10 protein-coding genes are annotated in these 16,543 nt (G+C 32.8%); all 10 read left to right on the top strand.

Annotation, left to right across the window (positions count from 1 at the left end; translation table 11 throughout):
- Positions 1-5 precede the first annotated feature (5 nt).
- The 10 genes from whiA to rlmD all read left to right on the top strand — a co-directional run bounded on the left by whiA (position 6) and on the right by rlmD (position 16,240).
- On the top strand, positions 6-956 hold the full coding sequence (gene whiA / locus RR409_RS05390) for a DNA-binding protein WhiA (RefSeq protein ID WP_332556704.1): 951 nt from the start codon (positions 6-8) through the stop codon (positions 954-956).
- A gap of 4 nt (positions 957-960) precedes the next feature.
- The gene (locus tag RR409_RS05385; protein ID WP_332556703.1) at positions 961-2,262 is read left to right on the top strand and encodes a DRTGG domain-containing protein; all 1,302 of its coding nucleotides are present in this window, start codon (positions 961-963) and stop codon (positions 2,260-2,262) included.
- Between the two features lie 14 nt (positions 2,263-2,276).
- Positions 2,277-2,567, top strand: a complete 291-nt coding sequence (locus RR409_RS05380; protein ID WP_332556702.1) for a Dabb family protein — start codon at positions 2,277-2,279, stop codon at positions 2,565-2,567.
- 311 nt (positions 2,568-2,878) lie between these two features.
- On the top strand, positions 2,879-6,319 hold the full coding sequence (locus RR409_RS05375; RefSeq protein WP_332556701.1) for a 5'-nucleotidase C-terminal domain-containing protein: 3,441 nt from the start codon (positions 2,879-2,881) through the stop codon (positions 6,317-6,319).
- 115 nt (positions 6,320-6,434) lie between these two features.
- A complete protein-coding gene (locus RR409_RS05370) occupies positions 6,435-7,019 on the top strand; it encodes a class D sortase (RefSeq protein WP_332556700.1) in 585 nt (194 codons plus the stop codon).
- A gap of 16 nt (positions 7,020-7,035) precedes the next feature.
- Positions 7,036-10,611: a DNA polymerase III subunit alpha gene (locus tag RR409_RS05365; RefSeq protein WP_332556699.1), complete on the top strand. Its 3,576-nt coding sequence runs from the start codon at positions 7,036-7,038 to the stop codon at positions 10,609-10,611.
- Between the two features lie 377 nt (positions 10,612-10,988).
- The gene (gene pfkA, locus RR409_RS05360; RefSeq protein WP_332556698.1) at positions 10,989-11,948 is read left to right on the top strand and encodes a 6-phosphofructokinase; all 960 of its coding nucleotides are present in this window, start codon (positions 10,989-10,991) and stop codon (positions 11,946-11,948) included.
- Between the two features lie 134 nt (positions 11,949-12,082).
- Positions 12,083-13,843, top strand: coding sequence for a pyruvate kinase (gene pyk / locus RR409_RS05355; protein ID WP_332556697.1), 1,761 nt, complete (start codon positions 12,083-12,085; stop codon positions 13,841-13,843).
- Positions 13,844-14,056: 213 nt separating this feature from the next.
- Complete coding sequence (locus RR409_RS05350) at positions 14,057-14,416, top strand: DUF1540 domain-containing protein (RefSeq protein WP_332556696.1); 360 nt, start codon at positions 14,057-14,059, stop codon at positions 14,414-14,416.
- Between the two features lie 429 nt (positions 14,417-14,845).
- Entirely contained in the window at positions 14,846-16,240 is a 1,395-nt protein-coding gene (rlmD, locus tag RR409_RS05345; RefSeq protein ID WP_332556695.1) for a 23S rRNA (uracil(1939)-C(5))-methyltransferase RlmD, read from the top strand.
- The last annotated feature ends 303 nt before the right edge of the window (positions 16,241-16,543 follow it).

Below are 16,543 nucleotides of genomic sequence, written 5' to 3'. Positions count from 1 at the left end.
AAGAAATGTCATTTTCACTAAAGGTTAAGAATGAAGTTTGTAGATACACTAATTTATCAAAAAAAGAGGCAATAGCAGAGTTATCCGCAATTATGAAGGCCAGTGGTACTTTAGGTCTTGGCTCTAATAAATCCATTACCTTTAAGGTGATAACAGAGAATCCTGCCATTGCTAGATTAATTTTTAAAATACTAAAAGAATATTTTAATATTCACGCAAGAATTTTAGTTAAGAGAAGCAATTCCTTAAAAAAGAATAATGTATATATGGTTATTATACCTGAAGAAGCAAATGTAAGAGGACATTTAGAAGAAGTGGGAATACTAGAAAAAGAAGATTTGTTTACAATTAATTATGGAATACCATCATATATAGTGGATGAAGAAGAAAGTAAACGAGCATATATAAGAGGAGCATTTTTAGGTGGAGGAAGTATAAGTAATCCTGAAAAAACCTACCATCTTGAATTTGTAACTCATAATTCTGATTATGCATATGAGCTTAGTGGACTAATAAACACCTATGGACTTTCCTCTAAGGTAATTAGTAGGAAAAACACCTTCGTTATATATATAAAAGAAGGAGAACAAATTGTTGATTTATTAAATATTATTGGTGCACATAGTTCTCTTCTTGAACTAGAAAATATAAGAATCATGAAGGAAATGAGAAACAATGTAAATAGATTAGTAAATTGTGAAACTGCTAATTTAAGTAAGACAGTAAATGCAGCAGTTCGTCAGGTGGAGAGTATTAAATTAATTCAAAATGAGATTGGATTAGATAGACTTCATAAGAATTTAAGAGAAGTGGCAGAACTACGATTAGAGTTTCCTGATGAATCATTAAAGGAATTAGGAGCAATGCTTGAACCACCAGTGGGAAAATCAGGAATAAATCACAGATTAAGAAGAATAGAGAAAATTGCAGAGGAGCTACGAAAAGAAGGTAGGTAGGAGTATGTCAAAGCACGAGGATATTATAAAATATATACTTTCACTAGACATTGGAACAAAAATATCTGTTAGAGGAGTAAGTAATGACTTAGGAGTTAGTGAGGGAACAGCTTATAGAGCCATTAAAGAATCTGAATCTATAGGCATTGTAAACACAATTCCAAGAGTTGGAACTGTAAGAGTAGAGAAACTAGAGAAAAGAAATATAGATAAACTTACTTTTGAAGAGGTTGTTAACATAGTAGATGGAACTCTTTTAGGGGGAAAGAACGGAGTACACAAAACTCTAGAAAAGTTTGTTATAGGTGCTATGGAGGTTGAAACCATCACAAAGTACATTTATCCAGGCGCACTTTTAATTGTAGGAAATAGGGAGGAAGCTCAAAGACTTGCTCTTGAAAATGGATGCTCTGTATTAATTACAGGAGGCTTTGGTTGTAGTGAAGATATAGAAAAACTAGCAAATGAAATTGAACTACCAGTAATTTCATGCACATATGATACCTTTACCGTAGCCAGCTTAATAAATAAGGCGATTTTTGAAAATAACGTTAAGAAAGATATTATATTAGTAGAAGATATAATGGAAAGTAATCCAGAGTATTTGACCACCTCTGATACTGTAAAAAAATTAAAAGAATTAGTATATAGTACAAAGCATGAAAGATATCCAGTAATAGATGAAGAACAAAAAGTAGTGGGAATAGTAACCATAAAGGATATTAGAGATAATAAAGAGGATGAACTTATTACAAAAATAATGGTGAAGGAACCTATTGTTGTAATGCCTACAACTACAGTAGCCTATGCTGCTCATATTATGGCTTGGGAAGGGATAAAGCTTTGTCCAGTTGTGATAAAAAAGAAACTAGTAGGGATAGTTTCTAGGGAAGATGTTATGAAGGCTATGCAATTAGTATTCAGACAGCCTCATGTAGGAGAAACCATGGAAGACTTGATACTTAAAAACTTTGAGTTTGAATCTAATAAGGATACTATGCATTTTTGGGGAGAAATCATTCCAGAAATGTTAGATTCCATAGGAACAGCATCTTGGAGTGCTCTCAATATGCTATTATCAACTATGGGAACTATTATACTTAGACAAAATAGTAATACTAATGTAGCAATTGATAGCTTTACTTCAACTTTTATGAAACCAGTGCAAATGGGCAGGGTAATTGATATTTACTCTGAGGTAATAGATAGAGGAAGATATTATTCAAAGGTAGAAGTATCAATGTATAATATAAATAAGGAACTTATTGCAAAGGCACTACTTTCTGCAAAAGTACTAAAGAGATAAAAGGGAGGAATAAGATGTTTACTCATATTGTATTATTTAAGTTAAAAGAATCTACTAGTGAAAATATTAAAAAGGTAGAAAACATACTAAAGGCAATGGAGGGAAATATCCCTGAGCTTAAAGAAATAGAGGTTGGGGTAGATGAACTACATACAGAACGTTCCTTTGACGTAGTTCTAATTACAAGATTTGATTCCCTTGCGGATATGGATGCATATCAAGTTCATCCTTATCATGTAAACGAAGTATTAGCACATTTGAGACCTATGCTAGAGGCATCAAAAGTAGTGGATTATAATTCTTAAAAAACTACAATAAAAATTACGACAAGAAAACAAATAAAACCTCATTATGTTACAAAATAAACCTTTAGAGAAGTAATTTTCTAAAGGTTTTTATTTATTTTAAACCTAAAAAAAAAACCATGAATTATATTAACTATGTTATTTAAATAACAAAAAAGTCAGCGAAATATGACGGAAAAATCTAGTGAAAACCTTGCTACTATGCAGTGTTTTAAAGTTTAAGTTTCAGGAAGATAGTGGTATAATTTGTATTGTCTACAAGATTTCGAAGATTTGAAATTTTGTAAAAAAATAATATTGGGGGGAAATATATGTTTAAATTCTTAAAGCCTAAGAGATATGCTGCGCTTATTGTAGTATTTGCTATGATTATTCAGTTAATATCTCCAGTAAGTTTAAGAACCGCATTTGCAGCAACCGGTGAGAAAACTATTCAGATTCTTGCTACATCAGATTTGCATGGCAGATTTATGGCATATGAATATGCATCGAATACTGTTAGTGCAGGCGGGCAAACAAAGGTTGCAACTTTAGCAAAAGAACTAAAGAAAAGCAATCCAAATCTTATCATCGTTGACAATGGTGATACAATTCAAGACAATTCATCAATGTTATTCCTAGAGGATGAAATTCATCCAATGATTTTAGGAATGAATGAAATAGGATATGATACGTACACATTAGGAAACCATGAGTTCAATTATGGAGTTCCAGCTCTAAAAAAAGTTTTAGATGGATTAACAAATACTACAGCATTATGTGGAAATGTATTTGATAAAACTACTGGAAAGCCACTTGGAGAACCTTACAAAATAGTTGAAAGAGATGGAGTAAGAATTGCAATCATAGGTATGGTAACACCTCATATAACTAAATGGGATGGGCCAAAACTTGAGGCATATGATGTAACTAACCCAGCTGAAGAGACAAGAAAAGTAATAGATGGATTAAAAGCTGAAAATAAGGCTGATGTATTCATAGCTTCACTTCATATGGGTGAAGATGCTGAATATGGAATGGGAGATAGTGCTAAGGAAGTAGCAGCAAAGTGCCCAGAACTATCAGTGATAATAGCTGGACATGCTCACTCTAAAATAGAGGGAAATATTCATAATGGAGTGTTAATTACAGAGCCGTCAAAAAATGGTGAACTTGCTTCTGTAATCGATTTAAAAGTTACTAACAATGGTGGTAAATATGAAGTTACAAGTGCAACTTCAAAATTGAATGATATGAAGCCACTTGCAGAAGACACAGATTTAGTTACTAAATTTAAACCTTACCATGATAGAGCATTAGTAGATGGTGCACAAGTTATTGGTAAATTAGAAGGTGGAGAGCTTGCTCCCAAACAAGAATTTAATGGAATAACTCAAGCTCAATTAGAAGATTCAGCAGTTATAGATTTAATATTAAACACCCAAGTGTATTATGCTGAGAAAAGTGGAAAAATACCTTCAGGAGTACATCATGTATCAGGTGCAGGAATATTTGAAGGAAATGCAAATATTGTACCAGGAGAAATAAAAAAATCAGACACAGTTAAAGTTTATAAATATGATAATACATTAAAAACTTTAAAAATTAACGGAGCTCAATTAAAGAAATATATGGAATGGTCAGCAGGTTATTATAACACTTTTAAAACAGGTGATTTAACAGTTTCCTTTAATGAAAAAATAAGAATGTACAACTATGATATGTTTGGTGGAGTTAAATATGAAGTTAACATATCTAAAGAGCCAGGTCAAAGAATTGAAAAATTAACTTATAATGATGGAACTGCAGTTAGGGATACAGACGAGATTTACTTAACTGTAAATAACTATAGAGCTGATACTCAGTTATTAAATAAGGATACTGGATTATATAAGGGCGAAGGTGTTCAAATTGTATATGATTCAACTTCAGATCCAGTTGCAGCAGTAAGGGATTTAGTAGGATTATATATTCAAGATGTTAAGGGTGGAGTTATTAAGCCAGAACTTGACAACAACTGGAAGATAACAGGAACTAGCATAGATACTGATAAGAAAGCTATGGCTGCTAAGCTTGTAAATGAAGGAAAAATAACTATTCCAACATCTGCAGATGGAAGAACTCCAAATGTTAGAAGCTTAACTGAATTCGATCTTATTAAAGCATTAGGAAAAAATGTTAACTTAATAAGTTTTAACGATTTCCATGGAACAGTGGATAGTAAATCAAGTAGTAAAAATCCAGGAATGGCAAAATTTGCTGCTGCAATAAAGAAATATCTAGCTTTAGAAAATGAAAATAATGGCTATGCTGTTTTATCAGCAGGGGACAACTACCAAGGTAGTGCTATGTCCAACTTAACTTATGGAAGTGTTATTACTGAAATGCTTAAAGAAATAAAGGTTGAAGCATCTGCTCTTGGAAACCATGAGTTTGACTGGGGAATAAATAAAATAGAGAAATGGGCTAAAGATGGCGGCTTCGACTTCTTAGCTTCAAATGTTTACGACAAAACTACTGGAAAACCAGTAGAATTTGCTAAGCCATATAAGGTTATTACTGAGGCAGGAAAGAAAATCGGTTTAATTGGTATTGCGACACCAGAAACTGCATTTAAAACATTAGCTGCTAACGTTAAAAACATTGAATTCAGAGACCCAGTAGCTGCAGCTAATGAATGGGCAGCTTATTTAAGAAATACTGAAAAAGTTGATGCAGTAGTAGTTTTATCTCACTTAGGAACTTTCCAAGATAAGACTACAAAAGTAATTACAGGGGAAGGTGCTGATTTTGCTAAGGCTGTAAAAGGTGTTGATGCAATAATCACTGCACACTCACATCAAAGTGTAAATGGTACAGTTAACGGAATACCAGTTGTACAAGGATATTACAATGGTAGAGCTATAGCACAAATATCTTTAACTTTCTATGAAGGTAAAGTATATGCTAAATCTTCATTAGAAGATTTAACTGCAAATGTTAAAGAGTTACCAGAAGATCCAGCTGTTAAAGCTATCTATGATAAATATAGCAAACAGTTAAGCCCTATACTTGATGAAGTTGTTACAGTACTAGAAAAAGATTTAGATCATGATAAAACTCTTGGAGTTACAACACTTGGACAATTTAACGCTAAATTGATGATGGATATTACAGGAGTACAAATTGGATTAACTAATGGTGGTGGAATTAGAGCACCACTTGAAAAAGGTGATCTAACTATGGGTGATATGTACACAGTATTCCCATTTGATAACACATTAGTTACAATGGAGCTTACTGGTGCTGATCTTAAGAAAAATTTAGAGCATGGTATAAACCCTGATAATGGTGTAGGTTGGATTCAATACTATGGAATCAAAGTGTTCTATGATGAAACTAAACCAGTAGGTGAAAAAATATCCTCTATCAGATTAATGGATGGAACTAAGATTGAAGCTGATAAGTACTACACAGTAGTTACTAACGACTTCATGGCTACAAATGGAGATGGATACAACTTCACAGGAGCTAAAAACTTAGTTGACACGAACATTGTTATGAGAGATGCTATGGTTACTGAACTTAAAAAGGTCAAATCAGTTTCTTTTGAGAGACAAGATTTACTTGTTAAGGGAGAGGACACAACTGTAGATACAGTGGCTCCAGGAACTATTCCTCAAGCTGGTGCATCTGTAGGAACAACTCAAGTTATGACTTTAGGTTTCTTAGTCTCTATATTAGGAGTTGCAATGTTTGTTGCTTCAAGAAAGAAAGAGGAAAATGCTGCTTAGTTTATAATGAAATTTCTTAGTAAAAATAGTTATTGATTTCTAAAGGAGTGTGGTTTTTCACACTCCTTTTTTGATTTTCATTATGGTATTATATAAGCATGGGGGTGGGGACTACATGAGAAACAATATAGTTAGGGCTATTAGTATCGTATTAATATTAGTTGGCTTAGGAGCTATTAGCTACGGCATTTATTATAAGAGAGAAACAGCAATAGCACAGGAGAGTTTATTTAAGGATTTTAACAATGTACTAAAGAAAATAGAAAATGGGGAAATAAAAGAACCAGAGGATGTGGAAGTGTCAGAAGTGAAGGTAGATGCTATTGCACTTTTAGAAATTCCCAAAATTGGATTAAAAGTTGCAGTGGCAGAAGGAACAAGTGATGATATAATTAGTCATGCAGTAGGTCACTTTGTAGAAACTGCGCATCCAGGACAGGTGGGAAACTGTGCACTAGTAGGACACAGAAACTTTACCACTGGAGAGTTTTTCTTGAAAATAAATAAATTAGAACTTGGAGATGAAGTGAAAGTAACAACTTATAACAATACTTATGTATATAAAGTAACTGGACAACAAGTTGTGAATCCCGAAGATATTCAGGTGCTAAGTCCAACACCTACTCCAACAATTACGCTAGTAACCTGTACATGGGATGGCGATAAAAGATTAATTGTTAAAGGAGAGTTAGTAAAATAGGAGGTGATACTAAAAAATGGATACGACTAAAGAGGAAAAAGAGAATCAAGGGAATTTTGTTCACCTGCACGTTCACACAGAATATAGTCTTTTGGACGGATCAGGTAAAATATCTAAGCTTGTTGAAAGAACAAAAGAACTTGGAATGAAGAGTATTGCAATTACTGACCATGGGACTATGTACGGAGCTGTGGATTTTTATAGAGCCTGTGTAGATGCTGGAATTAAGCCTATTATAGGTTGTGAAATATATGTAGCGGCAAAGTCCATGTATATTAAGGAACCTGATTTAGATAATGAAACCCATCACTTAGTTTTATTAGTTAAAGACAATACTGGCTATGAAAATTTGATGAAGATTGTGTCTACCGCTTCAATTGAAGGTTTTTACTATAAACCTAGGGTGGATCATGAATTTTTAAGAGCGCACAGTGAAGGAATTATAGCTACAAGTGCTTGTCTTGGTGGGGAAGTTCAATCCAATCTTTTAAGAGGTAATAAGGAAAAGGCTAAAAGAATTGCTCTAATGTATAAGGAAATATTCAAAGATGAGTTTTATTTAGAACTACAATACCATGGGATGACGGAGCAGTTAACTGTCAATGAACTTATAATTGAACTTGCTAAAGAATGTGATATACCTCTTATCTGTACAAATGATATTCATTACATAAATAAAAAGGATAGTCACTCTCATGAAATACTATTATGTATTCAAACAGGGAAGACCATGGAAGATGAAAAAAGAATGAGATATCCTTCTGATGAGTTTTACTTAAAATCACCTGAAGAGATGGAAAAAATCTTTTCTTATGTTCCAGAAGCTCTAGAAAATACAGTGAAGGTTGCTGAAAAGTGTAATTTTGATTATGAGTTTCATGTATCAAAGCTACCTAAATTTCCACTACCTGAGGGGGCAGATCCTTATGAGTATCTTAAAGAAACCTGCTACATGGGACTTTTTGAAAGATATGATTTTTTTCAAGAACTAAGAGGAAAAAAGTTAGATTTAGATAGAATTAAGGAACTCTGTAGTGTGAATCATGAAGTTAAAGAACTTTGTGATAGGTTGGAATTTGAACTTAACATCATAAAGCAAATGGGATATATAGATTACTTTTTAATTGTTTGGGATTTTATAAAGTTTGCAAATGATAATGGAATACCAACTGGACCAGGAAGAGGCTCAGCCGCTGGGTCCTTAGTAGCATTTACTTTGGGAATAACAAAAATAGATCCAATAAAATATAGCTTAATCTTTGAAAGATTTTTAAATCCCGAGAGAGTAAGTATGCCTGACATAGATTCAGATTTTTGCTATGAAAGAAGACAAGAAATAATTGATTATGTTGTTGATAAATATGGGGTAAACAATGTATCACAAATAATAACCTTTGGAACCATGGCAGCAAGAGCATGTATAAGGGATGTGGGAAGAGCTATGAATTACCCATATTCAGAAGTTGATAGAATAGCAAAGATGATTCCAACGGTACTAGGAATTACCATTGATAAAGCTTTAGATATGAATCCAGAATTAAAAGTAGCTTACGATGATGATGAAAGAGTAAAAGAATTAATTGATGTTGCTAGAGACTTAGAGGGGTTACCTCGTCACAGCTCAACTCATGCCGCAGGGGTGGTTATAGCGTCACAACCCTTGGTGGAATATGTTCCTCTTCAGAAAAATGAAGAAATGATTGTTACTCAATTTACCATGGGAACCTTAGAAGAACTTGGGCTTCTAAAAATGGATTTCCTAGGTCTGCGAACATTAACAGTTATGCAAGATACCTTAATAAATATCAAGGAAAACAGAGGAATAGAAATAGACCTTGATAAAATAGACTTTGATGATGAAAAGGTCTATAAAATGATTGGGGAAGGAAAAACTGTTGGAGTATTCCAATTAGAATCTGATGGGATGACTTCTTTCATGAAGGAATTAAAACCAGACAATCTAGAGGATATAATAGCAGGAATAAGTCTTTACAGGCCAGGTCCAATGGCGGAAATTCCAAGATATATAGAAAGTAAGAATAATATTGATAAGGTTCAATATGTTACACCAGAACTTGAACCAATACTAGGTGTGTCTTATGGGGTAATGGTTTACCAAGAACAGGTTATGGAAATTGTAAGGGAGTTAGGTGGATACTCCCTAGGACGTTCAGACCTAGTTAGACGTGCAATGTCTAAGAAAAAGCACAAGGTTATGGAAGAAGAAAGACGTAACTTTATACATGGAATAGTTGATGAAAATGGCAATGTAGAAGTTCCAGGTTGTTTGAGAAACGGAATAAGTGAAGAAGCTGCAAACAAGATATTTGACCAGATGATGGACTTCGCAAGTTATGCTTTTAATAAGAGTCACGCAGCAGCCTACGCAGTTGTAGGCTATCAAACAGCTTATTTAATGTATTATTATCCATCAGAATATATTGCAGCAATGCTAAATAGTATCATGGGTAGTAATGAAAAGGTTTCTTACTATATAAGGTTTGCTGAACAACTTGGCATAGAAGTATTACCACCAGATATCAATGAAAGTAACTCTAGATTTACTGTTAAAGGAAGTACCATTAGATTTGGACTTTCTGCAATAAAAAATGTAGGTGTAAATGTAATTCATTCTATTGTTAAAGATAGAGAGGAAAAGGGGAAGTTTAGTAATTTCAATGATTTCTGTAATAAAATAGATACTTCTAATGTGAATAAAAGAGCAGTTGAAAGCTTAATTAAAGCAGGTGCCTTTGATTCCCTAGGAATTTATCGTTCAAGACTTATTGCTGTATTTGAAAAAATCTTAGATAGCATAAATAATGAAAGAAAGAGAAATGTAGTAGGGCAAATTAATTTATTTCAGGATTTAGTTACAGAACAAAATAATCTTGAAATTCAATATCCAAGCATTGAGGAATTTAATAAAAAATATATTTTAGCCATGGAAAAAGAAATGACAGGAATATATTTATCAGGTCATCCATTAGATGATTATGAAAAATCTCTCAAGATGTTAACTAGCCATAAGATTTCAGAGCTTCTTCAAAGTGATATGTTAGAAGAAGGCGTTGCATTAGCTGACAATAGCGTTAAAGTTAAGGATGGAGCTAAAGTCATTGTTGGTGGACTTATAACCTCTGTAACGAGAAAGATTACGAAGAATAATGCCATGATGGCATTCATAACCCTAGAAGATTTGTTTGGTTCCATAGAAGTTATTGTGTTCCCTAAGACTTATGATGCCTACAAAAATTTCATTGAAGAAGATGAAATGGTGGTAATAAGTGGTAGAGTTAGTGTAAGGGAAGAAGAGCAAACTAAGATACTATCCGAAGAAATTTCCCCACTTGTAAATGTAAGTAATGAAAAGATATTTATCTTAGTAAAAGATAAAACTATGATTAATCCTACAATGAAGGAAATAAAAATAACATACAAAAATAATCTAGGAACCACTCCAGTTTATCTTTGCACTGCTGATGATAGAAAGAGATATCTATTAGACAGACAGGCATGGTTAAATAATGATTATGATACAATTTCTCTTTTAAAAGAAATGTTTGGAGAGAACAATGTAAAGGTTATGTAAGTTTGTTAAATAATAAAAATAAGCTTTTATAAGGCTTATGAAATTATACAAAGTAAGCTACAAATCAGAAAACACTATGAAGTTAAAAACTTCATAGTGTTTTTATATTGCTGTGAATATTGAAAGGTAATTCTTAAAAATATAAGTCAAATCTCTAATATTATATTTTGTGAACATAGAGGATTTTACAAATAATTTGGAGTAATTGAATTAATATATAACCATAAGGAAATTCTATAAATGGCTATGTAGCCACTGCAAACCATTACATAAAAAAGTATGTTAAAAGCTATTTAAATATTAGGTAAATCCATTGATATTATTACAAGTAAAGATTAAAATTGATATATATTACCAATTTTTAAGGGGGCATTAAAATGAAGACAATAGCGGTTTTAACAAGTGGTGGGGACTCACCAGCAATGAATGCGGCAATAAGAGCGGTGGTAAGAATGGGAAATGATAAGGGACTTAGAGTTCTAGGAGTTCATAGGGGATATAATGGACTAATTAATGGTGAAGTTGTGGAAATGGATAGAAGCTCTGTATCGGATATAATACATAGAGGTGGAACAATACTTAGAACTGCACGTAGTGAAGAATTTAAAACTCCCCAAGGAAGAGAAAGAGCTTTAAATGTAATAAAAGTGTTAAAAATAGATGCGGTAGTAGTTATAGGAGGAGATGGTTCCTTTAGAGGAGCTAAGTTACTTTCTGAACTTGGGGTGCCAACGGTTGGAATTCCAGGAACTATAGATAATGATTTAGCTTATACTGATTATACTGTAGGCTTTGATACAGCCCTTAACACAGCCTTAGATGCAATCAACAAAATAAGAGATACATCAAGTTCACATGAAAGAGTTAGTGTTATTGAAGTTATGGGCAGAAACTGCGGAGACATTGCACTATTTGCGGGAATAGCAGGTGGAGCAGAAAATGTTGTAGTACCAGAAAGAGAATTTAGTTTTGAAGATATATGTAGAAGTATATTTGAAGGAAAAGGAAGAGGTAAACTTCATAATATAATAATTCTATCTGAAGGTGTTGGAGGAGCTCATAAGTTAGTTAAAAAAATTGAAGAAGTTACAGGGATTGAATCTAGAGCAACAGTGCTTGGTTATATTCAAAGAGGTGGTATTCCAAGTGCTTTCGATAGAATTCTTGCATCTCGTTTAGGAGCTAAAGCTGTAGAAGTACTACTAGAAGGAAAATCTGCAAGAGTAGTAGGAATGAAGAATGGCGAAATTATAGATATGGATATAACAGAGGCATTAAGTTTAGAGAAGGTATTTAATGAAAAACTATATGAAATATCAAGAGCCCTATCAAATTAAAAATGTTTTTAGGGAATAATAAATAATTAGATTAGCCATTATTAATTAAGAGAATTTTAACAGGAATTTCATGATGATATGAAGTTAGTTTTTATATAATATCAATAAATTTAGCAAACATATGGAGGAAAAATATGAAAAAAACGAAAATAATATGTACAATTGGACCCACTACCGATGATAAGGAAATTGTAAAGAAACTCATGGAAAATGGGATGAATGCTGCAAGATTAAACTTTTCTCATGGTAGCCACGAAGAACATAAAAAAAGAATAGATATGGTTAAAGAAACAAGAAAAGAATTAAATAAACATATTGCCATTATTTTAGATACAAAGGGACCTGAGATAAGAACTGGGAACTTTGAGGGTGGTACTGTTGAACTTAAAGAAGGTACAACATTTACTATAATATGTGGCGAACAAGTTATTGGCGATGAAACTAAGTGTTCTGTAACTTATAATAATCTTCATGAAGATGTAGAGCCAAAGGATATAATTTTAATTAACGATGGATTAGTAGCTTTAGAGGTTGAAAGTATAGAAGGAAATAAAATACATACCCTTGTTAAAAACACTGGAGTAATAGGAAATCATAAAGGTGTTAATGTACCAGGAGTAGCAATAAACCTTCCATCCCTTACCGACAAGGATATTGCAGATTTAAAATTTGGTATAGAAAGTGAAGTAGATATTGTTGCTGCATCCTTTATAAGAAAAGCATCAGATGTGCTTGATATAAGAAAGATCCTAACTAGAAATGGTGGAAAGGATATTCAAATTTTCTCGAAAATTGAGAATAGACAGGGTGTAAATAACATTGATGAAATCATAAAATACTCTGATGGAATAATGGTGGCAAGGGGAGACCTAGGGGTTGAAATACCTCCAGAAGAAGTGCCAGTGGTACAAAAAATAATTATTGAAAAATGTAACGAATCAGGAAAGCCAGTAATTACTGCAACTCAAATGTTAGACTCAATGATAAGAAATCCAAGGCCAACAAGAGCTGAAGCATCTGACGTTGCTAATGCTATATTTGACGGTACTGATGCTATAATGCTTAGTGGAGAAACTGCAAATGGTAAATATCCCGTTGAAGTAGTTAGTACAATGGCTCAAATTGCAATTACTGCAGAGCAATATATTAACTATGAAGCTAATTTAAAAAAGAAAAGAAAATCTCATATACCGAACGTTCCAAACGCTATAAGCCTTGCAACTTGTAATACTGCTATGGATCTTAAGGCTTCAGCTATAATTACTGCAACTCAAAGCGGTCAAACAGCAAGACAGGTTTCTAAATATAGACCTGAGTGTAACATTATAGCTTGTACTCCATATGAAAAGGTTGCAAGAAGCCTTGCTTTAAACTGGGGAGTATATCCAATACTTACACCTAGAACAGAAGCTACAGATGAGTTGATTCAAAAATCAGCCGAAATATCTTTAGCAGCAGGGTATGTAAAAAAGGGTGACTTAGTTGTTATAGCTGCTGGCATTCCAGTGAATTATGTAGGAAGTACCAACATGATGAAGGTTCACATTATTGGAGATATACTTCTTCAAGGAAAGGGAACTAGTGATGTATCAGCTTATGGAACAGCTTTAAATGTTACCGATGTAAAGGATGCTATAAATAACCTGGATGATGGGGAAATTATAGTAGTTAAAAGATTAGGAAGAGAGTTCATAGATGTTCTTGATAAGATTTCAGGAATCATTGTAGAAGAAGATGAAATGAGCTCAAGTGTAGTAATAGAATGTGCAGCAAAAGACATTCCAATTATTTATAATGCGGCAGGAGCATCTTCAATAATTAAGTCAGGATGCTTTATAACAATGGACCCTAAGCGTGGAATTGTGTATAGTGGAAAAGCAAATATAAGCTATTAATTAATTTTTGTATAAAATTGGAATAAAACACTTGAGTTATTCATGATATTTATGTATAATATTGGAACAAGTGGACAAAAATTAAAAAGATAACATATGGCAACTGATTTTATTATTGGCACCCTAGGGGGTGTCTTTTTTTGTTTAATTCTAGTATAAAAAAATCAATGATTCCATACACTAACCTTAAAAGTATGAAAGGAAGTGTAAATTATGACTAATGGACCATTAACCTGCAGCGCACAAAGCTGTATACACAATATGTCTGGATTATGTTCTGCTAACGTTATTCATGTGAACGGTGCTGGTGCACATACTAGTGAATATACAAACTGTGGAACTTTTGCAGAGAAAGGCTTAAGAAATGCAGTTCATATGTTAAACATGAACGTTCCAGGAGAAGTAAGACAATTATTCAATAGTACATCAATACAAATGAGTCCAAAGATTAAATGTGATGCAGTATTATGCAGATATAACAACAATAGAGATTGTAATGCAAACTTTGTTCAAATCCAAGGACCTGGCGCATTAACAAGCTCAAATACAGAGTGTGAAACATTTATAGAATAGTTTTAGCAAGCGTAAAGTTATAGGATAATATGATATATTGCATACTACATTTGTAGTATGCATTTTTGTTATTTCATAGTTTTAGATGAAGGCTGAAGTTGGGTATAATCATTTCTAATATACCGGTAAGCAAAGTGATATTTTTATTATAATCTATTAATATTGTTAAAAACATTATGTTTATTTTTAAAATCCATATTAATTAAACTTTCCTCTTCTTTTTAAGAAGTTAAAATGGTGATTAAGAAGAATATAGGCATCCTTGAAAGGAATTAGTGGTTAAGTAGTGATATATTTGGTAAAATACTAAAGTATGTATGTTTTAAAAGATTATCTAGAACTAATAGAGCTAACAGTGATGACTTGAAGTGCGTTTCTATGATTTATCCAATATTACATATATATATTAATATTTTAGAAGGTGAAAAGATGAACAAGGAAATAAGTAAGAAGACAATTAACGCAGTTAATATAGAAAAAAATAAAGATTATATTTTAAGTATTGAAAGCTATGGGCATGAAGGAGAGGGAGTAGGAAAATTAGAAGGCTATACTGTTTTTGTTCCTGGTGCACTAAAGGGAGAAACTGTAAAAGTAAAATTAATAAAGGTTAATAAAAACTACGGCATAGGAAAATTATTAGAAGTTCTTGAGTCTTCAAAAAAAAGAGTGGAACCTATATGTAGTACCTACAAGAGATGTGGAGGGTGCAACATTCAACATTATTCTTATGATGAACAGCTAAACTTTAAAACTGAAAGAGTTAAAGAGGTAATAGGTAGGATTGGCAAGCTAGAAGATGTAACTATACATAACACTTTAGGAATGGATAATCCCTATAATTATAGAAATAAAGTTCAATTACCAGTGGGAGCTTCAGGTGAAGAAATCTTAGTAGGTTTTTATGCACCAAGATCTCATGAAATTATCAATATGGAAAAGTGTCATATACAAGATGAAATAGGTGATAAAGTAATAGAGTATACAAAGCAATGGATGAAAAAGTTTAATGTAGCACCATATAGTGAAGGTATTCATAGTGGCACAGTGAGACACGTAATGGTGAGAAAAGGATTTAAGACTAAGGAAGTCATGGTGGTTTTAGTAACTCGCAGTGAAGAACTACCATATAAAGATGAGTTTATAAAAGCAATAAGGGAAAATATCCAAGGGATAGTTTCTATAATTCAAAATGTAAATAGTAACAAAACCAATGTAATCCTTGGGGAGAATTCCATAACACTTTGGGGAGAAGATCATATAAGTGATTACATAGGGGAATTTAAGTTTAACATTTCACCTTTATCATTTTTCCAAGTTAATCCTGTGCAAACAGAAGTATTATACAATAAGGCCTTAGAATATGCGAACTTAACAGGAGAAGAAACAGTATTTGATGCTTATTGTGGCACAGGAACAATTTCACTATTTCTATCAAAAAAAGCAAAAGTTGTTTATGGAGTGGAGATAATTCCACAAGCTATTGAAAATGCCAAAGAGAATGCTAGGGCAAATGGGGTAACTAATGCTGAATTCATTGTTGGAAAATCAGAAGAAGAAATTCCAACACTAATAAAGCGAGGGATAAAAGCTGATGTAGTTGTAGTTGACCCACCAAGAAAGGGCTGCGAAGAATCCTTATTAAAAGCTTTAGCTGAGATTAAACCCAAAAGAATAGTATACGTATCTTGCGATCCAGCTACTTTAGCTAGAGATTTAGCAGTGCTAGATAACCTAGGATATAAAACTATGGAGATACAGCCAGTAGATATGTTTCCACAAGGACATCACGTGGAGACGGTTTGTCTGATTGAGCGAAAATAACTAGTAAAATCAAGGGTTTCAGAGTAATATAATCAGGCAGTTACGTGTGTTTGTAATCTTGGGTAACAGAAGTACCCAATTTAGAAACCGAATTATAGGGTTATGTTTTGCTGGAACAATTTAATTATTTAATAAAGGAGCCTATAACCACATGATACACTCACATAGGTTATAGGCTCTATGTCTTTACACTATTATCTTATGCTTTTCTTAATAATTCACAAAGAGCAGCAAGAAAATATAAATTAGTTTTTATCTTTTCAGAACCGGAGTCCAAACTTCACTATAAGCGCAATCTTTTCT

It is taken from the genome of Clostridium sp. (assembly GCF_036642255.1).
Lineage (GTDB): Bacteria > Bacillota > Clostridia > Clostridiales > Clostridiaceae > Clostridium_J.
This window is presented reverse-complemented; position numbering and strand designations above follow the sequence as displayed.